Raw genomic sequence first — 23981 nt, forward strand, 5'->3', positions numbered from 1 at the left:
CGGGGCGGTGCGGGTGCCGAGGTTTGCTCAGGAGTACGCCAGGTGCGGTAGCCGGTGGGCCGGGGAACGGACGACCGAGCCCCTGCGGCGATTGAGCAGCGGGGCCCGGGGCGGAGCCCCGGAGCTCAGCCCCGGCGCAGGGCGAACGCTGCGGAGCGCAGGGCCCGGGCCACCGGCCGCCCGGACAGCGGCTTCGGTCCCGACCGGTCCAGCCACCAGTCCGTCACCGCCCGGCGGGCCCCGGCGTCCCGGATCCGCTGCCCCAGCAGCAGTTCCTCCGCGAAGTCGAGGGCGTCCTGCCGGTAGCCGCCGGCCATGGGCCGCCGCCGCGCGTAACCGAGGAACAGCTCGCGGTACGTCGACGCGCCCAGGATCGCGGGGAGTTCGGGCGCCACCTTCGCGACGACGTCGGCCCGCTTGCCCGCGAGCGCCCGGCTCTGCACGGCGAGCCGCGCGCGGTCGAAGCCCTCGGGGGCGGGTGTGCCGGCGACGAGCGCGGAGAGCAGTGCGGCCTGGCCGAGCGCGAGCCGTTGCCGGGTGGCGTCGTCGACGGGGTCGGCGGGCGCGGCCGTCCGGGGTGCGGGTGCCTGCGCGCGCGGTCCGGTGCCCGCGGCGACGGTCTCCCGGATGGTGTCGACCTCGCGCGCCAACTCGCCCAGGTCGTCCGGGAAGTTGTCGTCCCGTTCGAGCAGTACGCCGGGCGGCGTGACGCGGGAGGCCAGTTCGGCGAGCACGTCGAGGACGGCAGGGGGCACCGGGTGGGCGTGGCTGTCGTGCCAGACGCCGTCCCGCTCGAACCCGCCCGCCACATGCACGTACGCGATGGCCTCCACCGGCAGTTCGGCGAGCGCCTTCGCAGGGTCCTCGCCGCGGTTGACGTGGTTGGTGTGCAGGTTGGCGACGTCGATGAGGAGCCGTACGCCGGTCCGCTCCACCAGCTCGTACAGGAACTGCCCCTCGGTCAGCTCCTCGCCAGGCCACCCGAACAGCGCGGCGATGTTCTCCACGGCCAGCGGCACGGGCAGGGCGTCCTGGGCGATCCGTACGTTCTCGCACAGCACGTCGAGGGCGTCGCGGGTACGTGGCACGGGCAGCAGGTGCCCCGCCTCCAGGGGCCGCGACGCGGTGCGCTCACCACCGGCCCGTACGAACGCGATGTGCTCGGTGACCAGCGGCGACCCCAGCGCCTCCGCGCGGGCGGCGAGGTCGGCGAGCCGCCGCTCGTCGGGCCGCTCCGCCCCGCCGAGGCCGAGCGAGACACCGTGCGGCACGACGGTGACACCGCGCTCGCGCAGCCGCAGCAGCGAGTCGGGCAGATGGCCCGGACACAGATTCTCGGCGACGGCCTCGACCCAGTCGATGCCCCACATGCCCTCGACGGCCTCCGCGATCTCCGGCCGCCACCCGATCCCGGTCCCCAGCTCCATGCTCTCCCCCTCCTCCACACCGCTTCCCCGTCTCCTCACCCCCGACCCCCGATCCGAACCCCCCACGAGCCGCTTTCAGAGCAACATTTGAGCTTTCGGCCGGGGGGACCGCGATGACAGGCTGGCCCCATGGATCATGGGGCCGCGCGCGCGGAGGCACTGCTCATCGGGGGACGTGCCGGGGTGGGGAAGACGTCGGTGGCGTGGGAGGTCTCGGCCCTGCTGCGGGCCGCCGAGGTCGACCACTGCGTCCTGGAGGGCGACTACTTGGGGCAGGTGCACCCCGCACCCGCGGACGATCCGCGCCGCAGCGCCATCACGGAACGCAATCTCGTGTCCTTGTGGTCGAACTTCGCCGCACTCGGCCACCACCGCCTCGTCTACACCAACACCGTCAGCGTGCTGACCCGGAGCGAGGGCATGTTCCGGCGCGCGATGGGCGACGACGTACGGCTCGTGCGGGTGCTGCTCACGGCGTCGGACGACACCGCGCGGGCCCGGTTGACGGCCCGCGAGCTCGGCTCGGAACTCGACACCGAACTCCGCGGCAGCCACCGCAAGTCCCGCCTCCTGGACGACGAGTCCCCACCGGACACCCTCCGCGTCCCGACGGACGCCCGCACCGTCCCCGACATCGCCCGCGAGGTACTGGAGGCGACGGGGTGGACGGCGGCGGACCCCGCGGAGAAACGGGGGCCTACGCGTCGGTAGGGGGACGGGGCGGAAACGGGGTGGGGCTGCTAGCCTCGGGGGTGGCCCCGGCCGTCCGTCATCCCCCGTGCGGACGGGCGGGGTTTTTCGTGGGGTGGAAGGGGAGCTCCGGGACGACCGTGTCGCTCGGCGGGATCTCCGTGAAGCCCGCGTCGCGGACCACCGGCAGGCCGCTCGTCGTCAGGGCCGGCCAGTGCGACGGGGGAGCCGTGCGGACCGCGAGCGGGAAGCCCGCCTCGCGCCACTCCTTGCGCTCCGCGTCGGACAGCTCCCACCAGGCGAGTTGGGCGCCGTGTCCGGCCTGCGCCATGGTCTTGCCCGCCGTCATGTCGAGGTCGGGGTTGAGCCACAGGACGGGCGTCGCGGCGTCGGGCGCGGGCGGCGGCTCCGGGTCGTCGAGGTCCGTGCCGGACACCTGGAGGCGGGCCAGGTCCTTGGGCCAGCCGTCGAGCGGCACCGGCGGGAAGACCCGGACCTCCGCCGAGCCGTGCGTGACCGTGATCCCGTCGAGGGCCTCGGCGCGCCGCCACTCAGCGCCCCTCGCCCGCCGCACCACCTTCCGGATCCGCGCGTCCTGCCAGTCCCGCATGGCCTGCGCCCACACGCCGTCGCCGAGCGACCGCTCGTCCGACAGGATCACGAGGACGGCCCGCGCGGCGGCCTCCAGCGCGTCCGTACGGGTCGGGGGCGCGCCCCGCTCGATGCGGACGACGAGGGGCAGCACGAACTGCGGTGCCTCGTCGCGGGAAGGGCTCTCGGTCTGGGCGTCGGCCCGGGCGTCGTCGCTGGTCACGTCTCCAGTCTGCCGCACCCCGATACCCGGTGGCCGCGCCCGTACGGGAACATGACCGCATGCACCTCACGCTGCGCGGCGCGGGACGCCGTTACGGACTGGGCGGGCCCTGGGTGCTGCGCGACGTCGACCTGGACGTGCCCGAGGGCGCCGTGCTCCGCGTCGCGGGGCCCAACGGCGCGGGGAAGTCCACCCTGTTGCGCCTGGTCGCCGGGATGGACGCGCCCTCCGAGGGCCGGGTCGTCGGCCGCCCCCGCACCGCGTACGTCCCCGAACGCTTCCCGCCCGCCCTGCCGTTCACCGCACGCGCCTACCTCACGCACATGGGCCGCATCCACGGCCTGCGCCGTGCGACGGCCGCGCGCCGGGCGGGGGAGTGGCTCGAGCGGTTCGGCGCCGCCCAGTACCTGGGCACGTCGCTCGCCGAACTGTCCAAGGGCAGCAGCCAGAAGGTCGCGGTGGCCGCGGCGCTGCTCGCCGAACCGGACCTGCTGGTCCTCGACGAGGCCTGGACCGGGCTCGACACCGCCGCCCGCGACACCCTCGACGCCGCCGTCGCCGAACGCGCCGGCACCGGCGCCGCCGCCGTCTTCGTCGACCACGACCCCCGCCGCCTCGCCGCGGCCGTCACGTACGAGGTCGCGGGGGCCACCGTCGTACCCGCCACCGGCGCCGACAGCAGCGCCGTCGTCATCGACGTCACCGGCGACACCGACCGCGCGCCCGAGCTGTCGGTCCCCCACACCCTCGCCCGCCTCGACCCCCGCACCGTCCGCATCACCACGACCGCCGAGCACTCCGACGCGGCGCTGCGGGCACTGCTCGTCGCCGAAGCCGGCTGGCACGTCGTGGCGGTCCGGCCGCCGGAACCAGGGGAGGGCCAGGGATGACCTCCCGTACCGCATGGTCGCCTGGACTCACGGAGGTGCGGATGAGTGCCGCCCTGCTCGCCTACCAGGCGGATCTGCTGCTGCGCTCGCAGCGCTGGCTCGCACCCGTTCTGCTCTACGCCGCCTTCGCCGCCGTCGGCGTGCAGGCGGGGCAGCCGGTGCTCGACTCGGTTGCCTATGGCGCCGCGGCGCTGCTCCCCGTGGGGGCCTGGCTGGTGCGGATCTGTGTCACCAACGAGCCGCCCGCCGCCCGTGGTTGCACCGCCGCCGCGACGACGCCGGGACGCGCCCACCTCGCGAGCCTGACCGCCGGATTCCTCGCCACGGCGGTCGTCGGCGTCGTGGCGACCGCCGTCGTCGTACTGATCAGCGACGGGGTCAGCACGGACCACCAGGTACGGGTCGCCAAGTGGTCGGCCGCGGGCGCCGGGCTGCTCGCCGCGCTGGTGTGCGCGCTCGTCGGCGCCGCCGTCGGAGCCGTCACGACGTGGCCCGTGGTCCGCGGCACGGGGCTGGGCGTGGCGGGCCTTGTGCTGTGCACGCTCGCGGCGCTGGTCGCGCCCGGGTCCCCGGCGAAGGCGGTGGTGTCGGGGCTGGTGACCGGTTCACAGGACGGGGCGGTGCCGGTTCTCTTCCTCCCGTTCGGCGGGGCCGTGGTCGTGGCGGGGCTCTGCGCCGCCGCCTCCTGCGCCCTCGCGTCCCGCCGCTGACGGGCTACCCGGAGCACGCCCCCCGCTGCGCCTCCTGCCACTCGCACACCGGGCAGAGCGTGGCGCCCTTCGTCGACGCCGGGTACTCCGTGGGTTCACGGCACAGCACGCACTCGGCGCGCGGCTCGTCCGACGCGGGAGGGACGGGAGACGGGGGAGCCTGGGGATCCGAAGCGGCTCCGGCACAGTAGTCGGCCATACCGCCAGCGTACGTTCACGCCCCGATCAGGTCCGAGACCCGGACGAACCGGTAGCCCCGCTCCCGCAGCGCCGGCACCACCTTCCGCACCACCCGCTCCGTCGTCGGCGCCGCGCTGCGCGTGCAGTGCATGACGACGACCGAACCGGGACGTACCCCGTCGAGCACCTGCCGCACCACCGCGTCCGCGTCCGTGGCGAACGCGTCGCCGCTCACCACGTCCCACTGCACCGCCGTCACCCCCGTCGGCGTCAGGGCCCGCAGCGCCGCCCGGTCGTGGCAGCCGCCGGGGAACCGGAAGTACGGGACGACGTGCTCGACGCCCGCCTTCCGGAAGGCCGCGAAGGCGCGGTCGACGTCGGCGCGCATGTCCGGCGCCGGCACCCGCGGCAGCCCGTAGCAGTCGTCGGTGAAGGCGTAGTGGCTGTACGAGTGGTTGGCCACCTCGAACAGCCGGTCCCGGCCGATGGCCCGGGCCTGCGCCGGATACTCCTCCGCCCAGCGGCCCGTCATGAAGACGGTGGCCGGGACCTTCAGGCGGCGCAGCGTGCCGATCAGGGCGGGGTTGTCGAAGTGCTCACCTGCGGCGGCCCGCGCGCCCTGGTCGGCGGTCATGTCGGCGTCGAAGGTGAGGGCGACGACCCGTTCCTTCCTCTTCGTTGCGCCGCGCGCGAAGACGGGCGTGGTGCCGCCGGGGCCGGGCGCGAGCGTGGGGGTGGGCGTCGGGCTCGGGCGCGGCGCGGCCGACTTCTTCGGCGCGGCCTCGGGGCGCGCGGCGGGCTCGCCGCACCCCGCGAGGCCGAGCGAGAGCGCCCCGAGGGCGCAGGCCGCCGTGACGCGGCGTACATAGCTGATCACGCGCCGACCATAACGCCGGATTCATATTAATTTGCGCAAATCGGACGAATGGGAGGTGAGTGATTCCGGGACGGGGGGTTACCCGGTACGCATGAGCACTCCAATCGCCTTCGACCTCTCGACCTCGATCCTGCCGTTCGTGGCCGGCCTGGTGATCGCCCTGGCTCTGGTCTGGGCGGTCTGGCTCGGCATACGGATCCGCCGCCGGGAGCCGGGCCCGCCCGACCCCGCGGACCAGCCGAAGCTCCCGCGCGAGGGTCCCGTCCAGGAGATCCGCGAGATGCGCGAGCCCGACGAGATCCCGCGCACGGACGACGGCAACTCCCGTCTGACCCCGCACGAGCTGCACGGCTTCGGCAACGCGAGCAGCAAGCGCAGCAAGGACCAGCGTCCGCGCCGCTGGAGCCGCGGCCACAGCGGCGCCTTCGGCAGCGGCGGCCCGGGGCGCACCTGACGCGCCGCCCGCCGGATCAGCCCGCCTCCGCCTCCACCCGGGCCCGTCGCCGCTCCTGGCGGCGGCGGGCCCGCAGGAGGGAGGCGCGTTCGGTCTCGGACGTGCCTCCCCACACACCCGTCGTCTGGCCCGTGGCGACGGCCCAGTCGAGGCACTCCGTGATCACGGGGCAGCGATGGCACACCTCTTTGGCGGCCTGCTCGTCCTGCACGGAGGGGCCCGTCGTGCCGACGGGAAAGAACAGTTCAGGGTCCTCGTCGACGCACGCGGCCCTGTCCAGCCACTCCATTTCCTTCTCCCTCATGGGCACCGGCATAGCCGCGCGGGTGCCCATGAGGACCCGCCGAAAACGCCGAGTTTGAGGGCCGCGACCCGGGGGACCCGGGTCGCGGCCGAGTGGCCAGGGGAGCGAAGGGAATCGGGGCCGGGGGCACCACACAGCCCCCGGCCCCGGCTTCGCCCGAAGCTCCGAGGACCGGCGGTACGTACAGAGCACGGGAGCGAGGCCGGGGCACATGAGCACATCGCACGGGAAGCCGAACCCGCTCCGCTGGCCGGTCCTGCGCCAGCTCACCGGCTCAGGCGACCGCACGGGCCGCGCGGCGTCCGCCGCCTCCGAGCGGACCCGCTCCCTGCGCCCCCGCACCGACACCGCGCACCGCGTCGCGAAGTCGGTCTGCCCCTACTGCGCCGTGGGCGGCGGCCAGCAGGTCTACGTCGCCCCCGACGAGCACGGAGACGACCGGGTCGTCCAGATCGAGGGCGACCCCGACTCCCCGGTCAGCCGCGGCAGGCTCTGCCCCAAGGGCGCGGCCACCCTCCAGCTCACCACCGGCGACTCCCGCCGCCACCAGGTCCTGTACCGACGCCCGTACGCGAAGGACTGGGAGCCGCTCGACCTGGAGACGGCGATGGACATGGTCGCCGACCGGGTCGTCGAGACGCGGCGCCGCACCTGGGAGTGGGAGACCGAGGACGGCGTCCGCACGGCCCGCACCCTCGGCATCGCCTCGCTCGGCGGCGCCACCCTCGACAACGAGGAGAACTACCTCATCAAGAAGCTCCTCACGGGGCTCGGGGTGGTGCAGGTCGAGAACCAGGCGCGGGTCTGCCACTCGTCGACGGTCGCCGGGCTCGGCACCTCGTTCGGGCGCGGCGGCGCCACGACGTTCATGCAGGACCAGCAGCACTCCGACTGCATCGTCATCCAGGGCTCGAACTACGCGGAGGCGCACCCCGTCGGCTTCCAGTGGGTGATGGAGGCGAAGGCGCGCGGCGCGACCGTCATCCACGTCGACCCGCGCTTCACCCGCACCAGCGCGCTCGCCGACCTGTACGTGCCGATCCGCGCGGGCACCGACATCGCGTTCATCGGCGGGATCATCAACCACGTCCTGACCGAGGAGAAGGACTTCCGGGAGTACGTCCTCGCGTACACGAACGCCGCCACGATCGTCTGCGAGGACTTCCGCGACACCGAGGACCTGGACGGCCTCTTCTCCGGCTTCGACCCGGACCGCCGCCACTACGACCCGCACAGCTGGCAGTACGAGAACACCCAGGTGCAGGCGCCGGCGGGCGAGGTCGACGAGCAGTACGAGGACCGGGTGCGGGCCGCGGGCCAGGCCGAGACCCACGGTTCGGGCGGCGCCCGCGCCGAGGCCAGGGCCCCGCGCGACGAGACGCTCACCGACCCGCGCTGCGTCTACCAGATCCTCAAGCGGCACTACGCCCGCTACACCCCGGAGGCCGTGCAGCGGATCTGCGGCGTGCCGAAGGAGACCTTCCTGCGGGTGTGCGAGGCGCTGACCGCCAACTCGGGCCGCGACCGCACCAGTTCGTTCGCGTACGCGGTCGGCTGGACGCAGCACACCGTCGGCTCCCAGTACATCCGCGCGGCGAGCGTCCTCCAGCTGCTGCTCGGCAACATCGGCCGGCCCGGCGGCGGCATCCAGGCGCTGCGCGGCCACGCCTCCATCCAGGGCTCGAGCGACATCCCGACCCTGTTCAACCTGCTGCCCGGCTACCTGCCGATGCCGCACGCGCACGCCCACGAGACCCTCGACGACTTCATCGCCGCGTCCCGCACCGACAAGGGCTTCTGGGCGAACATGCGGGCCTACTTCGTGAGCCTGCTGAAGTCGTACTACGGCGACGCCGCCACCGCCGACAACGACTTCTGCTTCGACCACCTGCCGCGCCTGACCGGCTCCCACTCCACGTACGAGACGGTGGCCGCGCAGCTCGACGGCGTCTGCAAGGGGTACTTCCTGCTCGGCGAGAACCCGGCCGTCGGCTCCGCCAACGCCCGCCTCCAGCGCCTGGGAATGGCGAACCTCGAATGGCTGGTGGTCCGCGACTTCTCGCTCATCGAGTCGGCGACATGGTGGCAGGACGGCCCCGACATCGAATCCGGCGAGCTGCGCACCGAGGACATCGGCACCGAGGTGTTCTTCTTCCCCGCCGCCTCGCACACCGAGAAGTCCGGCTCGTTCACCAATACGAACCGGTGGGTGCAGTGGCACGAGGCGGCGGTCGAACCGCGCGGCGACGCCCGCAGCGACCTCTGGTTCATGTACCACCTGGGCCGCCGCGTCAAGGAGCGGCTGGCCGGTTCCACCGACCCGATGGACCGGCCCGTACAGGACCTCACCTGGGACTATCCGGTGAGCGGCGAGCACGCCGAACCCGTCGCCGCGTCCGTGCTGGCCGAGATCAACGGCCGCGGCCCCGACCACCGGCCGCTGTCCGCCTACACCGAGCTGAAGGACGACGGCTCGACCCGCTGCGGCTGCTGGATCTACTGCGGCGTCTTCGCCGACGGCGTCAACCAGGCCGCCCGCAAGAAGCCCGGCGCCGAACAGGACTGGGTGGCGTCCGAATGGGCCTGGGCCTGGCCCGCCAACCGCCGCATCCTCTACAACCGCGCCTCCGCCGCCCCCGACGGCACCCCGTGGAGCGAGCGCAAGGCGTACGTCTGGTGGGACGCCGAGTCCGGCCGCTGGACCGGCCGCGACAACCCGGACTTCGTGCCCGACCGCGCCCCCGACCACGTACCGGACCCGGAGGCGAAGGGCGTCGACGCGCTGCGCGGCGACGACCCCTTCATCATGCAGGCCGACGGCAAGGGCTGGCTGTACGCGCCCGCGGGCCTGCTCGACGGGCCGCTTCCCACCCACTACGAACCCGAGGACTCGCCCTTCGAGAACGACCTGTACCCGGCCCACTCGCGGTCCCCGGTACGGCAGTTGATGGACCGGCCCGGCAACAGGACCCATCCGCCGGGCTCGCCCGTCTATCCGTACGTCGTCACCACGCACCGCCTCACCGAGCACTTCACGGCGGGCGGCATGAGCCGCTGGACGCCGCATCTCGCCGAGCTGCAACCGGAGTTGTTCTGCGAGGTGTCGCCGGAGCTGGCGGCCGAGCGGGGCCTGGAGAACGGCGGCTGGGCCACCCTCGTCACCGCGCGCGGCGCCGTCGAGGCCCGCGTCCTCGTGACCCGCCGCATCACCCCGCTGACCGTGCAGGGCCGCACCGTGCACCAGATCGGCCTGCCCTTCCACTGGGGCCGCAACGGCCTGGTCACGGGCGACTCCGCCAACGAACTCGTCGGCATCACCCTCGACCCCAACGCCCACATCCAGGAGGACAAGGCGCTGACCGCCGACATCCGCGCGGGCCGCAGGCCCCAAGGACCCGAACTGCCGCGCCTCGTGGCCGACTACCGGCGCCGCGCGGGCCTTCCGGAAGGAGCGTGAGGGCCATGACGGAGCAGGACACCGAACGCGTCGGCTTCTTCACCGACACCTCCGTCTGCATCGGCTGCAAGGCCTGCGAGGTCGCCTGCAAGGAGTGGAACGCGATCCCGGAGGACGGCCTCTCCCTGACCGCGATGTCGTACGACAACAGCGAGGGGCTCGGCGCCGACACCTGGCGGCACGTGGCGTTCATCGAGCAGGACAAGGTGGCGATGCGGCCGCAGGAGACGCCCGGCGCGGACGAGTCGCACGGCGGCAGCCGCTGGCTGATGTCGTCCGACGTCTGCAAGCACTGCACGCACGCCGCCTGCCTCGACGTCTGCCCGACCGGCTCGCTGTTCCGCACCGAGTTCGGCACCGTCGTCGTCCAGGAGGACATCTGCAACGGCTGCGGCTACTGCGTGCCCGCCTGCCCGTACGGCGTCATCGAGCAACGCCCGGACGACGGGCGGGCGTTCAAGTGCACCATGTGCTACGACCGGCTCGGCGCGGGCCAGGAACCGGCCTGCGCGAAGGCCTGCCCCACCGACTCGATCCAGTTCGGGCCGCTCGACGAACTCCGCGAGCGCGCCGCGCTGCGCGTCGACGAACTCCACAAGGCGGGCGAACCCGCCGCCCACCTCTGCGGCGCCGACCCCGAGGACGGCGTCGGCGGCGACGGCGCCTTCTTCCTGCTCCTCGACGAGCCGGAGGTGTACGGGCTGCCGCCCGACCCGGTGGTCACCACGCGGGACCTGCCGACGATGTGGAAGCACGCGGGCGGCGCGGCGCTCGGCCTGCTGACCGGGGCGGCGCTCTCCTTCGTGGCCGGAAGGAAGGCGGGCTCATGAGCCGGGGCAAGCGGCAGCGCGGCGAGCAACTCCAGGTGCCGAAGGCGGAGTTCCGGTCCTACTACGGCCGGCCGATCATCAAGGCGCCCGCCTGGTCCGCCCGGGACATCGCCGGATACTTCTTCCTCGGCGGACTCGCGGGCGCGGGCTCCGTGTACGCGGCGGGCGCCCAGCTCACCGGCTGCCCGCACACGGCGACCGCCCTCAAGTGCAGCTCGCTCGGGTCCGTCGGGCTCGCCACGGCAGCGCTCGTGCACGACCTCGGCAGGCCGGCCCGGTTCGCCAACATGCTGCGCGTCGCCAAGCCGACCTCGCCGATGAGCGTCGGCTCCTGGTTGCTCGCCGCGTACGGGCCGTGCGCGGGGGCCGCCGCGTTCGGGGCGGTCACCGGGCGGCTGCCCCGGATCGCGGCGGCGGGAACCGGCGGGGCCGCGCTGCTCGGGCCGCTCGTCGCCGCGTACACCGCCGTCCTCGCCGCCGACACCGCGGTGCCCGCCTGGCACGGCGCGCACCGCGAGCTGCCGTACGTCTTCACGGCCTCCGCGACCGCCGCCGCGTCCGGCATGGCCCTCGTCCTCGCGCCCGCCCGGGAGAACGCCCCGGCCCGCTGCGCCGCCGGGCTCGCCGCCGCGGGCGAGGCCGTGGCCCTGCGGGCGGCGCGGGCGCGGCTCGGCGACACGGCGGAGACGTACGAGCAGGGGAAGGCCGGGCGGCTGCTGCGCGCGGCGGAGGCGCTGACGGCCGGGGGAGCGGCGCTCGCCGCCGTCGCGGGCCGCCGCAGCCGTACGGCCGCTGCCGCGGCGGGCCTCGCCCTGCTCGCGGGCTCGGCCTGCACCCGCTTCGGGATCTTCGCCGCGGGCATCGCGTCCGCGGAGGACCCCCGGTACACCGTGGTCCCGCAGCGGGAGCGGCTCGCCGCGCGGGCATGATCGCCGCGCAGTGGGTACCCGTGCGTGAACGCCCGCGAGTCTCCGCGAGAAGGGATGGACACGATGCCCAGCGGATCCAACGCCAAGCGCGAACGCCAGTACGAGAAGATCCGGGAGAGCGCGCGCGAACGCGGCGAGAGCCCGTCGCGGGCCAAGGAGATCGCCGCCCGCACCGTGAACAAGGAGCGTGCGCGGACCGGCGAGGCCAAGCAGGCGAGCCGCACGTCCACGAAGGACATCTCGTCCGGCCGCCGCGGCGGCCTGCGCTCCCACCAGGGCGCCGGCGGACCGACCAAGGACCAGCTCTACGAGGAGGCCAAGGACCGGGGCATCAAGGGCCGCTCGCAGATGAACAAGTCCGAGCTGGCCAAGGCACTGGGACGCTGAGACGGATGGAATCGACGAACCGCGAACCCGACGCGATCCCGCGCGACCCGCCGGACCAGCAGGCGGACCCGGACACCGAGGACCGCGAGGCCGAGGAGTCGGCCCCCGAGGAGACCGACACCGACCCGGAGACCGGCGCCGACGCCACCGTCCCCGACTCGGACGTGGCCGGCACCGGCCGCACCGGCGCCCCGCACGCCCCCGGCGTCCACCCCGACCAGCCCGTCCCCGACGAGCCCGCCGACTAGGGCCTGTCGTTTGGATCAGGCCGGGCTCGCGGGGTCTGGCACGCACTCCCCCAAGCTCTTAAGGAGCAGGGGGGACCCCCTTCGGCGTTGTCGTCGGTCGACGACGCTCCGCGTCGCCTCCCTCCTCCGCCTTGCGATCGCACGCTTCCCCAAGCTCTCGGCTTCGCTCGAGCAGGGGAGACCCCATCACCCCGCTCCCTGATCCGGCCTGATCCAAACGACAGGCCCTACGCCGCACGGCGGCTACCGGCCCCGCAGCGCCCCCGCCACCCGGTCGAACAGGGCCGCGTGGGCGTGGGCGCTCGCCGGGGTCTCCGGGTTCCACGGGAGCACCGTCGCGTGCTCGGAGACGGCCGACCAGTGCGGGTCGGCCGCGTAGTCGGAGGGTGCCGCCGCGTTGACGCGGGCGTCCACGAGGAGGACGTCGGGGGCCAGCTCGGCCGCGTCCGCCCAGGTCCCCGTGTGCCAGTTGGCGCCCGGGCCCTCGGGCGGCGCCGCCATGGTCACGCCGAGCCCGCCGAGCGCGCTCAGGTCGGGCCACTTCGTGGGCCGCGCGAGGTGCACCTGGCCCTCGGCTGCGGGGGAGAGGGCCAGCACCCGGACGCCGCGCGCGCCCCTGGCCGCGACGCCCAGCTCCCGCTCCGCACGGGCCAGCTCCTCGGCCGCCCCGTCCGGTTCCGCCGCGCCGAGCGACTGCCCGAGCTCCGCGAACCGTTCCCGTACGCCGCCCAGGGTGCGGCCCTGCCCGACGTCGATGACGACGACCGGGACGTGCTCCTCCAAGTGTTTCGCCGTGTCGGGCTCGACCCCGTACACCTGCCCGCCGCCGTAGGTGAGCGCCACCACCAGGTCGGGGCGGGCGGCGAGCACGTCGTCGACGCCGAGCGCGGCGCCCGCGCCGAGGTAGTCGACCTCGTCGAGCGGAAGGGCGCCGGACTTGGCGCGGTCGGGCTCGGCGCCGTCGTGGAACGAGCCGAAGATTCCCACGGGGCGTATGCCCAGGTCCCACAGGCTCGCCGCGGCCTGTATGTACGCGACGACCCGCGAGGGCCGCTCGGCCGCCGTCGCCCGATGCCCCCGGTCGTCCGTGAACTGCCATGAGTGCGCGGAAGGTTGCGTCATGAGGCCACCCTGCCCACCGGGCCGTGGCGGCATGTCCTGCGCTCCGACCTGAGGGGCAGTCAGGTCACCGGTCGGATCACGGCCGCGACCCGACCGCCCCTCGGCGCCTTCCGCGCTACTTGTGCCAGGGCCCGGTCACCGCGAACGTCGTGCCCGGCGTGTAGCAGTTCACGAACATCGTGTCGCCGTCCGGCGAGAACGTGACGCCCGCGAACTCGCCCCACTCCGGCTTGTCCGCCGTGCCGATGTTCTGCCGGCCGCGCGCCATCGCGTAGACCTCGCCCTTGCGCGTCACGCCGAACACGTGCTGCGCGCCCTCGCCGTCCTCGCACACCATGAGGCCGCCGCTGGGCGCCAGACAGATGTTGTCGGGCTCCTCGCCCGGGAGCTGCACGTCCGTGTCGGGCCCGAACACGATGACCAGCGTCAGTCGGCGCGACGAGGGGTCGTAGCGCCAGATCTGCCCGTAGTGGTCGGCGGCCGAGCCCTCGCGGCTGCGGGCGTACGACGACACGAAGTAGACGCTGGAGCCGCCCCAGTAGCAGCCCTCCAGCTTCTGGGCGTGGGTGATGCCCTTCGGGCCGAAGTCCTGGTTCCTGATGGGGGTCTGCGCGGCCAGCGGGTCCGGCACGTCCACCCACTCGACGCCGCCGAACGTGGCGCCGGTCTCCTGGATCGCCGACAGGTCAGGCACGCCCGGCACCCGCATCGCCTGGAGCCTGCCGCCCGCGCGCAGCGAACCGAGGCCGCCCTTCGTGTTCTTGGGCAGGAACCGGTAGAAGAGGCCGAACGGCTTCTCGAAGGCGTCCTCCGTCTCGTACACCGTCCCGTTGCGGGGGTCGACGGCGATCGCCTCGTGCTGGAAGCGGCCCATCGCGGTGAGCGGGACGGCGCCGGAGCGGTGCGGGTCGACCGGGTCGACCTCGAAAATGAAGCCGTGGTCCTTGGTGTAGCCGTTCGTACCGGCCTTGTCCTCGGTCTCCTCGCAGGTCAGCCAGGTGCCCCACGGGGTGGGCCCGCCCGCGCAGTTGACGGCGGTGCCGGCGATGCCGACCCGCTCGGACAGCACGTTGTTGTCCCGGTCCACGGTGAGCGCGGTGCAGCCGCCCTTGCCCATCGGGTCGTAGGTGAGGCCCTCGACCGTCGGCACGCCGATCTTCCCGGTGACCCGGTTCTCGTGGTTGCGCACGAGGTGCACGCGGCCGTGTCTTCCTGAGAAGGCGGCCATCCCGTCGTGGTTCGAGGGCACCTTGCCCTCGCCGGAGCGGAGTTGGTCCCCTTCCCGCGAGAGGACCTTGTAGCGGAACCCCTTGGGAAGGTCGAGCAGCCCGGCCGGGTCGGGCACCAGCGGGCCGTATCCCGCGCGGCCCTGGGCGGCGGCGGAGCCCGCGAACAGTTCGGAGATGCTTCCCGCGAAGGCGATTCCCACTCCCAGGGCGCCGGAGCGGGCGAGGACTTGACGTCGAGTTGCGGACTGCCGTGCGTCAGCGGTGTGCGACATGGGTGACCTCCTGCTGGCGGACAGGAACTGTGACCCGGCTGTGTTTATCACGTGCCCTTCGCCGCGGGAACCACGCGCGTAGCGTCCGCGTTTCGTGCACCACCCACGTAACGCCCCACCCGGGGCGCGCCCGTGCTTACTCGTGTACGAGCTCCTTGGCGTCGCGCGCGAGCGCGGTCAGCCGGGAGATCGCCCGGAAGTACTTCTTCTTGTAGCCGCCGTTCAGCATCTCGTCGCTGAACAGCCGGTCGAACGGCTGGCCGGACGTCAGCACCGGGATCTCCCGGTCGTAGAGCCGGTCGGCGAGGACGACGAGGCGCAGCGCGGTCGACTGGTCGGGCACCGCCGACACGTCGGTGAGGCAGACGGCCTTCAGGTCGTCCGTCAGCGCCCCGTAGCGGCTGGGGTGCACGCGCGCGAGGTGCTCGAGCAGGTGCGGGAAGTCGTCGAGCGAGGCGCCCTCGGTGGCGTACGCCGCCTTGGTGACCTGTTCGTCGGTGAACGGCGCGGGGGCCTCGGGCAGGCCGCGGTGCCGGTAGTCCTCGCCGTCGATGCGCAGCGGCCTGAAGTGCGCGGACAGGCCCTGGATCTCGCGGAGGAAGTCGGCGGCGGCGAACCGGCCTTCGCCGAGCTTGCCCGGCAGCGTGTTCGAGGTCGCGGCGAGCGCGACGCCCGCCTCGACGAGCTTCCCGAGCAGCGACGACACGAGCACCGTGTCGCCCGGGTCGTCCAGCTCGAACTCGTCGATGCAGAGCAGCCGGTGCCCGCTGAGCGTCTTGACGGTCTGCTGGAAGCCGAGCGCGCCCACCAGGTTCGTCAGCTCGACGAACGTGCCGAACGCCTTGTACGCGGGCTCGGCGGGGGTCGCGTGCCAGAGGGAGGCCAGGAGGTGGGTCTTGCCGACGCCGTAGCCGCCGTCGAGGTAGACGCCGCGCGGACCGGTCGGGGCGGCGGGCTTCTTCCCGAAGCCGAACAGGCCGCGCTTCCTGCCGGCCCCGGACGCGTGCGCGCCGCCGAGCCCTGCCGCGAAGCCGCTCAGGATCTGTACGGCCTCGGTCTGGCTCGGCTGCTTCGGGTCCGGGATGTACGTGTCGAAGCGGGCGGAGCTGAACCGGGGAGGCGGCACCATTTCGGCGACCAGGCGCTCCGCGGGGACGTGCGGCTCGCGGGCGCACAGGGACAGCGGCGCCGCGTCGGGTATCGGGCTCATGCCCATGTGGGTGGACTCCCGGGAGTCGGCGGCTTCGAGGGATGACGACACAACCACCCAGCTTAGTCGCCGTGCCACACTGCACGTCATGCGACGCCTGTTCCCTGTGACGTACGAAACAGCAGATGACAAGGGGTACGAGGGGAGGCAGGCGGGCCCGGAGGGCCGCGAGTGGACCCTCGACGAGCTCGCCGACGCCTACGCCTACCCGCCGGAGGCCGTGCACGCGCCGTGGCTGCGGGCCAACATGGTCTCCACGCTCGACGGGGCCGCCCAGCACGACGGCCGCTCCCAGCCCATCTCCTGCGAGACCGACATGCGGATCTTCGGCACGCTGCGCGCGCTCGCCGACGTGGTCGTGGTCGGCGCGCAGACGGTCCGCCAGGAGGGCTACCGGCCCGCCCGCGCCCGCGAGGCGTTCGCGGCGCGCCGGGAGGCGGCGGGGCAGGGGCCCGCCCCGCAGATCGCGGTGATCAGCGCGAGCCTCGACCTCGACTTCGCCCTTCCGCTCTTCTCCGACCCGCTGGTGCCGACGCTGCTGCTGACCGGCGCGGGCGCCCCCGCCGACCGGATCGAGGCGGCGCGCAAGGCGGGCGTGGAGGTGCTGATCACCGGCGAGGGCGCGGCGGTCGAGCCGGAGCGTGCGGTGGCGGTGCTCGCCGAGCGGGGCCTCAAGCGGCTGCTGACCGAGGGCGGTCCGCGGCTGCTCGGTCAGTTCGTGGCGGGGCGGGTACTCGACGAGCTGTGTCTGACGGTGTCCCCGATGCTGACGGCGGGGGACGCCCAGCGGATCGCGGGCGGATCGGCGCTCGCGGTTCCGGAACGCTTCGAACTGACGTCCCTACTGGAGGAGGAGGGATTCCTCTTCAGCCGTTATTCCAGGCCGCGCGGCGGACAGTAGCCGCTGTCGCCGTCCGCGCGGCGACATTCGGCGGAATGAGTCGTTCCGTTTAGCGTTGGCTGGGCACACTACATCTCGCAGTCCCCGTGCGAACGCGGGGCAGGATGGTTTCCGCAGGTCCGCTGGTCCACCCGGAGGCGCCGTCGCAGGGCGGCCCCCGGTAGGAGAAGAAGGGCGCCCGTCGTGTTCACGAGCGTATTGATGATCGAGAAGGCTCTGACCTCCGCCGACGTGGAGTTCGTCACCACGTTGCACGGCGAGGAGGAGGTCTCCTTCCACGTGCTGCTCCAGCCCCGCGGCGACCAGGCCGACCGCCTGCTGCGGGCCATCGACGACGTGGCGATGGGGGAGTTCGACGAGGCGGCCCAGGAGGGCGAGGTGCCCGAGGGCGACGAGGCCAAGGGCCCCGCCGAGAAGGCCCTCGCGGTCTCCCTCACCGCGCTGCACCAGGCCGGCAGCGAGGCCGTGGGCCGGCTCATCGAGGACCACCCGCTCGACGCCCTCAAGGCGCTCGTCGACGAGGTGAAGGCGGACGAGGTCATCGTCCTGACCGACCCGCACTACGTCGAGGAGTTCTTCCACCGCGACTGGGCCTCGCGCGCCCGCCACCAGGTCGGCGTACCGGTCCTGAAGCTGTTCTCGCACAGCAAGGCGTGACGCCCGCGGGCGGTGATGCGGGTCGGGCCCGGCCGAGGCAATAGGCTGGGCCCGACCCGCGGCCGCTCCGGCCGCGGCCGCGCACGTCCAAGGACCCCAGGGGAGAGACACGTATGGCACCCGGCCTGCCCACCGCCATGAATCGACCGCACTTCATCGGCATCGGCGGCGCCGGCATGTCGGGCATCGCCAAGATCCTCGCCCAGCGCGGCGCCGAGGTGGCGGGCAGCGACGCCCGGGAGTCCGCCACGGCCCAGGCGCTGCGCGAGCGCGGCGCGACGGTGCACATCGGCCACGACGCGGCGCACCTGGCCGCCGACGCCTCCTGCGTCGTCGTCTCCTCCGCCATCCGCGAGGACAACCCGGAGCTGGCCCGCGCCCGGGAGCTCGGCATTCCGGTCGTGCACCGCTCGGACGCCCTGGCCTCCCTCATGGACGGCCTGCGCCCGATCGCCGTCGCCGGCACGCACGGCAAGACCACCACGACGTCGATGCTCGCGGTCTCCCTGAAGTCCCTCGGCCTGAACCCGTCCTACGCGATCGGCGGCGACCTGGACGTCCCCGGGTCCAACGCCGACCACGGCGAGGGCGAGATCTTCGTTGCCGAGGCCGACGAGTCGGACCGCAGCTTCCACAAGTACAAGCCGGAAGTCGCGATCATCCTCAACGTCGAGCTCGACCACCACGCGAACTACGCGTCGATGGACGAGATCTACGAGTCCTTCGAGACGTTCACCACGAAGATCGTCCCCGGCGGCACCCTCGTCATCGCCGCCGACCAGGCGGGCGCGGCCGAGCTGACCCGCAGGATCCGCGACACGACGTCCCTCAAGGTCGTCACGTACGGCGAGTCCGAGTCCGCCGACATCCGCATCCACAAGATCACGCCGCGCGGCCTCACCAGTGAGGTCACCGTCCTCCTCGACGGCAAGCTGCTCACCTTCACGGTCTCGGTCCCCGGCCGCCACTACGCGCAGAACGCCGTCGCCGCGCTCGCCGCGGGCGTCGCCATGGGCATCCCGGCCAGGAACCTGGCCTCCGCCCTCAAGACGTACACGGGCGTCAAGCGCCGCCTCCAGCTCAAGGGTGAGGAGAACGGCGTGCAGGTCATCGACTCGTACGCCCACCACCCGACCGAGATGACGGCCGACCTGGAGGCCATGCGCTCGGCGGCCGGCGACTCGCGGCTGCTGGTCCTCTTCCAGCCCCACCTCTTCTCCCGCACCCAGGAGCTGGGCAAGGAGATGGGCCAGGCGCTCGCCCTCGCGGACGCCTCCGTCGTCCTCGACATCTACCCGGCCCGCGAGGACCCGATCCCCGGCATCACCAGCGCCCTGATCATCGACGCCGCGCGCGAGGCCGGCGCCGACGTGCAGGCCGCCGCCGACAAGGACGCCGCGGTCGCGGCCGTCGCGGGAATGGCGAAGCCCGGTGATCTCGTTCTCACCATGGGCGCGGGCGACGTCACGGAGCTCGGCCCGCGCATCCTGGACCAGCTGAGGGGTTGAGAGACATGTCGTACGACGTCGAGAAGCCGGACGAGCAGTGGCGCACGGAGCTGACCCCGGCGGAGTACGCGGTGCTGCGCCAGGCCGGGACCGAGCCCGCTTTCGTCGGTGAGTACACCGACACGAAGACGAAGGGCGTCTATTCGTGCCGCGCCTGCGGCGCCGAGCTCTTCACCTCGAACGAGAAGTTCGAGTCGCACTGCGGCTGGCCGTCCTTCTACGACCCGAAGGAGTCGGACGCCGTCGAGCTGATCGAGGACCGCTCCCACGGGATGGTCCGCACCGAGGTCCGCTGCGCCCGCTGCGGCTCCCACCTCGGCCACGTCTTCGAGGGCGAGGGCTACCCGACCCCGACGGACCAGCGGTACTGCATCAACTCGATCTCCCTCAGGTTGAGCCCCGAGGGAGAGTGAGCATGGGCGACCCGGCGGCTACTGCGCCGCCGCGGTCGCCGTCGCCGGGCGGAACGCCGGGTTGTCGACGCAGTCCGACATGATCTCGGTGTTGGTCTCCTTGTTGATCGGGCACGCCCCGATGATGAACCGCGAGGCGACGCCGCCGGGGAAGGCGACCTCCACCTGGTCGGCGTACTTGTGCGTGTCGCCGATCGTCTTGTTGACGTCGATGCCGTTCGGGGCGTCGATGTAGTAGTTGTACGCGCCGCCCTTCATCCACTTGGTCCACTTCTTGAAGAGGTCGTGGTCCCGGGTGGTGGAGACGAACGGCGACGGCTGGTTCTTGAGGACGTACTTCTCCAGGTCGTACTGGCCGTTCACCGGGTCCTTCGGCGCGAAGCCCTCCTTGAAGATCACCGCCGGGGCGCGGCCGTCCGCCCGGTACAGCGTCTGACAGTCGCCGCGGTACGCGGGCTCCGGCGAGATCCGCTCGAGCGGGACCCGGTCGATCGCCGCGTACAGCCGGTCGGGGACGACCGGGCAGGAGGGCGCGGCCTTCGCGGCGGCCGGGACCGCCTTCGCCGGGTCGGCGGCGTCGGGGGCGCTCGCCGTCGCCGAGGGCGCGGAGGCGAGGGCCAGGACGGAGACGGCGGCCGCGGGCAGCGTGGCGAGGCGGCGGACGGAACGGGGAAGCTTGTTGATCATCACGAGCAGAACCTTCGGGGGCCCGCGGCCGAGATCCCCGCAACTCACCGGATCGTGGGCGTGTGCGGCTGGATCCGCAGCTCCTTCACGCCGTTGATGAAGTTCGAGACGAGACGTTTCGGCGGCGCCGCGAGCGTCAGGGCCGGAAGCGCCGGGCCCACCTCCTCGTACAGGGCCCGCAGTTGGAGGCGCGCGAAGTGGGCGCCCAGGCAGACGTGCGGACCGTCGCCGAACGAGACGTGCGGGTTGGGGGAGCGGGACAGGTCGAGGGCGAAGGGGTCGGGGAACACGCCCTCGTCGTGGTTGGCGGACGCGTGCAGGACGACGACCTTGTCGCCGCGCCGGATCGGGGCGCCCGCCAGCGTCGTGTCCCGCGTCGCCGTGCGGCGGAAGGTCAGGACGGGCGGGTGGCGGCGCAGCAGTTCGTCCAGGGCGGTCGCCATGTCGACTTTCCCTGAGCGCAGTCGCGCGTACGCCGACGGGTTCTCGGCGAGCAGCGCGAGGCCACCCGGGGCCGCGCTGCGGACCGTGTCGTTGCCCGCGATCGTCAGCAGGAAGAAGAACATCTGGCGCTCGGACGGCGTGAGGTCGGGGTCCTCGGCGAGCGTCGTCATGATGTCGTCGGCGGGGTGCGCCCGCTTGTGGGCCGTCAACGCGTCGGCGTACGCGAACATGTCGGCGAGCGCCGAGGGCGAGCGCGGGTTCACGGGCGGCCCCGAGCCGGGCGCGGCGGGCGCCTCGTCCGGGTCCTGGTAGCCGATCACGCGGCGCGTCCAGTGCAGCAGCAGCGCCCGGTCGGACTCGGGGACGCCGAGGAGGTCGGCGAGGTTCAGGAGCGCGTAGTCGTCGGTGACCTCCGCGACGAGGTCCACCGGGTCCGTGGCCCCGCGCAGGGCCTCGCGCAGCAGGGTTCTCGCCCGCTGCCGCACGGACGCCTCGAACGCCTCCACGCGGCGCGGCGTGAACGCCCGGCTCACCAGGCGGCGCAGCCTCCCGTGCGCCGGCGGATCCTGGTTCAGCATCATGCCGCGGATGAACGGCAGGTCCGCCGGATCGGGATCGCGGATCTGCGTCGCGCCCAGGTACGAGGAGTACGTCGACGTGTCCTTGAGGACCCGCACCACGTCCGCGTGCCGGGCGACCGCCCAGAAGCCGGGGCCCTCCGGCCAGCCGAGGACCGCCGGCTCCGCCTGCCAGGACACCGGGTGGCGCTCGCGCAGCACCTGGTAGCGGTCGTGCGGGACCCCCTCGGCGTAGAGGCGCGGGTCGAAGACGTCGGGCACCTCGCGGTCCGCCTCCGGTGCGCGGGGCGTCACGCGGCTGTCCCCGCGCCGTCCGCCCGCAGGAAGTCCTCCATGACGCGGATCAGCGCGAGCGGCGCCTCGTTCATCGCGTAGTGACCGCACACCGGCAGGTCGACCAGCTCTCCGCGCGTGAACCACGTCAGCCACGTCGACCGCATCAGTGCCGCGTTCAGGGCCGGGTCCAGCTGCCCGGTGATCGCCAGCGCGGGCACCGTGCAGGGCTGCAGGTCCGCGTGGAAGTCGTCGCCGGTCCACGAGTCGAGCCAGGCACGGAACGCCTTGGCGTCGCTGCACGCGAGCGAGTGCTCCACCATGCGGTCGAGCCACGCCCCCGGCCGCACGCCGCCCGTGGTGATGTCGATGATCGCGCGCCGGTTCGCGGGCGACGCGTCGGCCGTCGCGAACAGCTCCCACTGCTCCGGCGGCATCGGAAGCCCCGACGCCGGGACCGGCGACACCCCCACGATGCGCCGCACGCGCCGCGCCGCGTTCGCCACCACGCGCTGCGCGACGCTGCCGCCCATGGAGTGCCCGATCAACGAGAACCGCTCCCAGCCGAGCCGGTCCGCGAGGTCGAGCACGTCCGCCGCCGCCTCGGCCGTCGTGCACGCGCCCGGCGTCTGTTTCGCCTCCCCGTAGCCGCGCAGATCCACGAACGCGTACTGGAAGGACGTCCGGTCGAGGTCGGGCACGATCGGCGCGTAGGCGGCGCGGTCGGCGAACCAGCCGTGCACCGCGATCACCTTGTGCGGGCCGTCACCGTGCAGTTCGTACGGCAGGACGAAGGACGAGGCCACGTCGACTCCCCGGGTGTGGAACGGAAGCGGTGCGGGACGCCTCCAAGGTGGCGCGGCGGCCCGCCCGGCCACAAGAGGGCGCGCGCTCCGCGTCGGGGACAATGGGCGGGTGACCGCCCCGGATGCCCCCACCGACCGCCCCGAGCTGCGCGCCGACTGCGCCGACTGCTTCGGCCTGTGCTGCGTCGCCCTGCCGTTCGCCAAGTCGCACGACTTCGCGCACGACAAGAAGGCGGGCAGCCCCTGCCGCAACCTCCAGGACGACTTCCGCTGCGGCATCCACGCCCGGCTGCGCGACGAGGGCTACCCCGGCTGCACCGTCTTCGACTGCTTCGGCGCCGGACAGAAGGTCTCCCAGGTCACCTTCGAGGGTGTCAGCTGGCGGGAGCGCCCCGAGTCCGCCAGGGCCATGTACGAGGCGTTCCCCGTGATGCGGCAACTCCACGAACTGCTCTGGTACCTGGACGACGTACTGGAACTGGACGCGGCACGCCCCGTGCACCGCGAGGCCCGGCGTGCCCGCGCCGACATCGAACGCCTCACCCGCGCGCGTGCCGACGCACTCGTGGCCGCCGACGTGCCGGCCGTCCGCGGCGAGGTGAACGCCCTGCTCCTGAAGGCGAGCGAACTGGCGCGCGCCGGTGTGCCGGGCGCCCTGGGCCGCAAGAAGAACCACCGGGGGGCCGACCTCGTAGGGGCCCGTTTCCAGAAGGCCGACCTGAGGGGCGCCAATTTCCGCGGCGCCCTCCTGGTGGCCGCCGACCTGACCGGCGCCGACCTCCGCTCGGCCGACCTGATCGGCGCGGACCTGCGCGACGCCCGGATCGCGGGCGCCGACCTCACCGGGGCGCTGTTCCTCACCCAGGCGCAGGTGAACGCGGCGCGCGGCGACGCCGCCACCCGCATCCCGGCGGGCCTGCGGCGCCCCGCGCACTGGGCCTGACCGGAAGGCTCAGGAAGCGCACACCGACGGCAGCGCCCGCCGCAGCGCCTCCAGGTGCAGTGCGTCGAACCCGCGCGCGCGGGCGTCGTGCAGCGCCGCCGCCGTGAGCAGCGGCGTGCAGGCGGGGGACGTACGCGTGGGGGCCACGTTCCGCAGCGCGTCCAGGAGTTGCGTGGTGATGCGGTCGAGCTGCGGCCTGACCTCCTTGGCCAGGTCGGGGCGCTCGGTGGGCCGCTGCTCGGGGTGCGCGTCCCAACGGGCGTACAGGCCGCGCTGCACCACCTTGTTGGCCTCGATCTGGTCGCGGAACACGGACTGCGCGTACGCCGGGTCGATGCCGAGGTCGGCCGAGCGCTTCGCCACGTCGTCGAGGATCTGCCGCTCGCGCGCGGGGTCGTCGATCGGCGCGTCCGTGCCGTACTTCGCCGCCGCCACCTTGTCGGCGAGCGCGAGCCGCTCCGTGGCGAGCGAGGTGATCGCGGCGAGGGCGCGCGGGTCCGCGTGGGCGGGCCGCGACGCAGCCACGGACGCGGCGGCGGGGGCGGCAGGGGCCGCGGCCGCAGGGAGGGCCGCACCGCCGAGGGCGAGGGCGGCGGTGGCGCCCAGGGCGGCCAGGCGGCGGGCGGCGGTCGAGGTGGTCCGGATGCGCAACGTGGGTCCTCAGGGTTCGTAGCGGCGGCGTTTCCCCGACCGTACGTCGAACAATCCCGATTCACGCGATGGTGCGATCATCTTCCGCCC

Annotated in this window: 26 protein-coding genes; 14 read left to right on the top strand and 12 right to left on the bottom strand. The window is 73.4% G+C overall.

Annotated features, from left to right (window positions below):
* Positions 1–125: 125 nt before the first annotated feature.
* On the bottom strand, positions 126–1427 hold the full coding sequence (locus tag ACTWJ8_RS29055) for a DUF692 domain-containing protein (protein WP_443260668.1): 1302 nt from the start codon (positions 1425–1427) through the stop codon (positions 126–128).
* 129 nt (positions 1428–1556) lie between these two features.
* Here ACTWJ8_RS29055 and ACTWJ8_RS29060 point away from each other — a divergent pair, with 129 nt between their 5' ends.
* Positions 1557–2138, top strand: a complete 582-nt coding sequence (locus tag ACTWJ8_RS29060; RefSeq protein ID WP_443260669.1) for a hypothetical protein — start codon at positions 1557–1559, stop codon at positions 2136–2138.
* 58 nt (positions 2139–2196) lie between these two features.
* Here ACTWJ8_RS29060 and ACTWJ8_RS29065 read toward each other — a convergent pair whose 3' ends face one another.
* Complete coding sequence (locus ACTWJ8_RS29065; protein WP_356378576.1) at positions 2197–2931, bottom strand: peptidyl-tRNA hydrolase; 735 nt, start codon at positions 2929–2931, stop codon at positions 2197–2199.
* Between the two features lie 59 nt (positions 2932–2990).
* Between ACTWJ8_RS29065 and ACTWJ8_RS29070 the strand changes: the two genes are divergently transcribed.
* Together ACTWJ8_RS29070 and ACTWJ8_RS29075 are read left to right on the top strand one after the other, a co-directional pair.
* A complete protein-coding gene (locus ACTWJ8_RS29070) occupies positions 2991–3821 on the top strand; it encodes an ABC transporter ATP-binding protein (protein ID WP_443260670.1) in 831 nt (276 codons plus the stop codon).
* A gap of 41 nt (positions 3822–3862) precedes the next feature.
* Positions 3863–4531 (top strand): ABC transporter, encoded by a 669-nt coding sequence (locus ACTWJ8_RS29075; RefSeq protein WP_443260671.1) that lies wholly within the window; start codon positions 3863–3865, stop codon positions 4529–4531.
* A gap of 4 nt (positions 4532–4535) precedes the next feature.
* Here the strand turns inward: ACTWJ8_RS29075 and ACTWJ8_RS29080 are convergent, their stop codons facing one another.
* Both ACTWJ8_RS29080 and ACTWJ8_RS29085 read right to left on the bottom strand, forming a co-directional pair.
* A complete protein-coding gene (locus ACTWJ8_RS29080; protein WP_356378584.1) occupies positions 4536–4730 on the bottom strand; it encodes a hypothetical protein in 195 nt (64 codons plus the stop codon).
* Between the two features lie 15 nt (positions 4731–4745).
* A complete protein-coding gene (locus ACTWJ8_RS29085; protein ID WP_443260672.1) occupies positions 4746–5588 on the bottom strand; it encodes a polysaccharide deacetylase family protein in 843 nt (280 codons plus the stop codon).
* Positions 5589–5679: 91 nt separating this feature from the next.
* Between ACTWJ8_RS29085 and ACTWJ8_RS29090 the strand changes: the two genes are divergently transcribed.
* Positions 5680–6042, top strand: coding sequence for a DUF6479 family protein (locus tag ACTWJ8_RS29090; RefSeq protein WP_356378590.1), 363 nt, complete (start codon positions 5680–5682; stop codon positions 6040–6042).
* A 16-nt stretch (positions 6043–6058) separates the two neighbouring features.
* Here ACTWJ8_RS29090 and ACTWJ8_RS29095 read toward each other — a convergent pair whose 3' ends face one another.
* Complete coding sequence (locus ACTWJ8_RS29095; RefSeq protein ID WP_443265016.1) at positions 6059–6331, bottom strand: WhiB family transcriptional regulator; 273 nt, start codon at positions 6329–6331, stop codon at positions 6059–6061.
* A gap of 226 nt (positions 6332–6557) precedes the next feature.
* Between ACTWJ8_RS29095 and fdh the strand changes: the two genes are divergently transcribed.
* The 5 genes from fdh (at position 6558) to ACTWJ8_RS29120 (ending at position 12197) form a co-directional block, all read left to right on the top strand.
* Entirely contained in the window at positions 6558–9803 is a 3246-nt protein-coding gene (gene fdh, locus ACTWJ8_RS29100; protein ID WP_443260673.1) for a formate dehydrogenase, read from the top strand.
* A gap of 5 nt (positions 9804–9808) precedes the next feature.
* Positions 9809–10633 (top strand): 4Fe-4S dicluster domain-containing protein, encoded by an 825-nt coding sequence (locus ACTWJ8_RS29105; protein ID WP_443260674.1) that lies wholly within the window; start codon positions 9809–9811, stop codon positions 10631–10633.
* A complete protein-coding gene (gene nrfD, locus ACTWJ8_RS29110) occupies positions 10630–11562 on the top strand; it encodes an NrfD/PsrC family molybdoenzyme membrane anchor subunit (RefSeq protein WP_443260675.1) in 933 nt (310 codons plus the stop codon). Before ACTWJ8_RS29105 ends, nrfD begins: the two co-directional genes overlap by 4 nt.
* 63 nt (positions 11563–11625) lie before the next feature.
* The gene (locus tag ACTWJ8_RS29115; RefSeq protein ID WP_356378601.1) at positions 11626–11949 is read left to right on the top strand and encodes a plasmid stabilization protein; all 324 of its coding nucleotides are present in this window, start codon (positions 11626–11628) and stop codon (positions 11947–11949) included.
* 5 nt (positions 11950–11954) lie between these two features.
* Positions 11955–12197, top strand: coding sequence for a hypothetical protein (locus ACTWJ8_RS29120; RefSeq protein ID WP_356378603.1), 243 nt, complete (start codon positions 11955–11957; stop codon positions 12195–12197).
* A 243-nt stretch (positions 12198–12440) separates the two neighbouring features.
* Here the strand turns inward: ACTWJ8_RS29120 and ACTWJ8_RS29125 are convergent, their stop codons facing one another.
* From ACTWJ8_RS29125 to zapE, 3 genes are all read right to left on the bottom strand, one after another.
* Complete coding sequence (locus tag ACTWJ8_RS29125; RefSeq protein ID WP_356378606.1) at positions 12441–13319, bottom strand: ABC transporter substrate-binding protein; 879 nt, start codon at positions 13317–13319, stop codon at positions 12441–12443.
* Between the two features lie 115 nt (positions 13320–13434).
* Complete coding sequence (locus tag ACTWJ8_RS29130) at positions 13435–14820, bottom strand: PhoX family protein (protein ID WP_443260676.1); 1386 nt, start codon at positions 14818–14820, stop codon at positions 13435–13437.
* A 136-nt stretch (positions 14821–14956) separates the two neighbouring features.
* Positions 14957–16036: a cell division protein ZapE gene (zapE, locus tag ACTWJ8_RS29135; RefSeq protein ID WP_443265018.1), complete on the bottom strand. Its 1080-nt coding sequence runs from the start codon at positions 16034–16036 to the stop codon at positions 14957–14959.
* An 82-nt stretch (positions 16037–16118) separates the two neighbouring features.
* Here zapE and ACTWJ8_RS29140 point away from each other — a divergent pair, with 82 nt between their 5' ends.
* From ACTWJ8_RS29140 to msrB, 4 genes are all read left to right on the top strand, one after another.
* On the top strand, positions 16119–16931 hold the full coding sequence (locus ACTWJ8_RS29140; protein WP_443260677.1) for a pyrimidine reductase family protein: 813 nt from the start codon (positions 16119–16121) through the stop codon (positions 16929–16931).
* Positions 16932–17114: 183 nt separating this feature from the next.
* A complete protein-coding gene (locus tag ACTWJ8_RS29145) occupies positions 17115–17588 on the top strand; it encodes an indole-3-glycerol phosphate synthase (RefSeq protein WP_356378615.1) in 474 nt (157 codons plus the stop codon).
* 113 nt (positions 17589–17701) lie between these two features.
* Positions 17702–19096 (top strand): UDP-N-acetylmuramate--L-alanine ligase, encoded by a 1395-nt coding sequence (murC, locus tag ACTWJ8_RS29150; RefSeq protein ID WP_443260678.1) that lies wholly within the window; start codon positions 17702–17704, stop codon positions 19094–19096.
* A 5-nt stretch (positions 19097–19101) separates the two neighbouring features.
* Positions 19102–19509 carry a peptide-methionine (R)-S-oxide reductase MsrB gene (gene msrB / locus ACTWJ8_RS29155; protein ID WP_356378621.1) on the top strand — a complete coding sequence of 136 codons (408 nt, stop codon included), beginning with the start codon at positions 19102–19104 and terminating at the stop codon, positions 19507–19509.
* An 18-nt stretch (positions 19510–19527) separates the two neighbouring features.
* Here the strand turns inward: msrB and ACTWJ8_RS29160 are convergent, their stop codons facing one another.
* The 3 genes from ACTWJ8_RS29160 to ACTWJ8_RS29170 are packed head-to-tail and all read right to left on the bottom strand — an operon-like array spanning position 19528 to position 22297.
* Positions 19528–20196, bottom strand: a complete 669-nt coding sequence (locus ACTWJ8_RS29160; protein ID WP_443260679.1) for an ADP-ribosyltransferase — start codon at positions 20194–20196, stop codon at positions 19528–19530.
* Between the two features lie 44 nt (positions 20197–20240).
* Positions 20241–21512, bottom strand: coding sequence for a cytochrome P450 (locus ACTWJ8_RS29165; RefSeq protein WP_443260680.1), 1272 nt, complete (start codon positions 21510–21512; stop codon positions 20241–20243).
* Positions 21509–22297: an alpha/beta fold hydrolase gene (locus ACTWJ8_RS29170; protein WP_356378630.1), complete on the bottom strand. Its 789-nt coding sequence runs from the start codon at positions 22295–22297 to the stop codon at positions 21509–21511. The genes ACTWJ8_RS29165 and ACTWJ8_RS29170 overlap by 4 nt, the downstream gene beginning before the upstream one ends.
* 109 nt (positions 22298–22406) lie before the next feature.
* On the opposite strand from ACTWJ8_RS29170, the gene ACTWJ8_RS29175 reads away from it, so the two are divergent.
* Entirely contained in the window at positions 22407–23240 is an 834-nt protein-coding gene (locus ACTWJ8_RS29175) for a pentapeptide repeat-containing protein (RefSeq protein ID WP_356378633.1), read from the top strand.
* Between the two features lie 9 nt (positions 23241–23249).
* On the opposite strand, the gene ACTWJ8_RS29180 is transcribed toward ACTWJ8_RS29175, so the two are convergent.
* Complete coding sequence (locus ACTWJ8_RS29180) at positions 23250–23891, bottom strand: chorismate mutase (protein ID WP_443260681.1); 642 nt, start codon at positions 23889–23891, stop codon at positions 23250–23252.
* Positions 23892–23981: the final 90 nt, after the last annotated feature.

Source organism: Streptomyces sp. SDT5-1 (genome assembly GCF_052245995.1).
Lineage (GTDB): Bacteria > Actinomycetota > Actinomycetes > Streptomycetales > Streptomycetaceae > Streptomyces.

Excerpts from the sequence above, each read along its gene's own strand:
- ACTWJ8_RS29120 (WP_356378603.1), top strand. The coding sequence starts at position 11,955 with ATGGAATCGACGAACCGCGAACCCGACGCGATCCCGCGCGACCCGCCG.
- ACTWJ8_RS29115 (WP_356378601.1), top strand. The coding sequence starts at position 11,626 with ATGCCCAGCGGATCCAACGCCAAGCGCGAACGCCAGTACGAGAAGATC.
- zapE (WP_443265018.1), bottom strand. The coding sequence starts at position 16,036 with ATGGGCATGAGCCCGATACCCGACGCGGCGCCGCTGTCCCTGTGCGCC.
- ACTWJ8_RS29055 (WP_443260668.1), bottom strand. The coding sequence starts at position 1,427 with ATGGAGCTGGGGACCGGGATCGGGTGGCGGCCGGAGATCGCGGAGGCC.
- ACTWJ8_RS29095 (WP_443265016.1), bottom strand. The coding sequence starts at position 6,331 with ATGGAGTGGCTGGACAGGGCCGCGTGCGTCGACGAGGACCCTGAACTG.
- ACTWJ8_RS29160 (WP_443260679.1), bottom strand. The coding sequence starts at position 20,196 with ATGATCAACAAGCTTCCCCGTTCCGTCCGCCGCCTCGCCACGCTGCCC.
- ACTWJ8_RS29105 (WP_443260674.1), top strand. The coding sequence starts at position 9,809 with ATGACGGAGCAGGACACCGAACGCGTCGGCTTCTTCACCGACACCTCC.
- msrB (WP_356378621.1), top strand. The coding sequence starts at position 19,102 with ATGTCGTACGACGTCGAGAAGCCGGACGAGCAGTGGCGCACGGAGCTG.
- ACTWJ8_RS29080 (WP_356378584.1), bottom strand. The coding sequence starts at position 4,730 with ATGGCCGACTACTGTGCCGGAGCCGCTTCGGATCCCCAGGCTCCCCCG.
- murC (WP_443260678.1), top strand. The coding sequence starts at position 17,702 with ATGGCACCCGGCCTGCCCACCGCCATGAATCGACCGCACTTCATCGGC.
- nrfD (WP_443260675.1), top strand. The coding sequence starts at position 10,630 with ATGAGCCGGGGCAAGCGGCAGCGCGGCGAGCAACTCCAGGTGCCGAAG.
- ACTWJ8_RS29130 (WP_443260676.1), bottom strand. The coding sequence starts at position 14,820 with ATGTCGCACACCGCTGACGCACGGCAGTCCGCAACTCGACGTCAAGTC.
- ACTWJ8_RS29090 (WP_356378590.1), top strand. The coding sequence starts at position 5,680 with ATGAGCACTCCAATCGCCTTCGACCTCTCGACCTCGATCCTGCCGTTC.
- ACTWJ8_RS29060 (WP_443260669.1), top strand. The coding sequence starts at position 1,557 with ATGGATCATGGGGCCGCGCGCGCGGAGGCACTGCTCATCGGGGGACGT.
- fdh (WP_443260673.1), top strand. The coding sequence starts at position 6,558 with ATGAGCACATCGCACGGGAAGCCGAACCCGCTCCGCTGGCCGGTCCTG.
- ACTWJ8_RS29125 (WP_356378606.1), bottom strand. The coding sequence starts at position 13,319 with ATGACGCAACCTTCCGCGCACTCATGGCAGTTCACGGACGACCGGGGG.
- ACTWJ8_RS29070 (WP_443260670.1), top strand. The coding sequence starts at position 2,991 with ATGCACCTCACGCTGCGCGGCGCGGGACGCCGTTACGGACTGGGCGGG.
- ACTWJ8_RS29075 (WP_443260671.1), top strand. The coding sequence starts at position 3,863 with ATGAGTGCCGCCCTGCTCGCCTACCAGGCGGATCTGCTGCTGCGCTCG.
- ACTWJ8_RS29140 (WP_443260677.1), top strand. The coding sequence starts at position 16,119 with ATGCGACGCCTGTTCCCTGTGACGTACGAAACAGCAGATGACAAGGGG.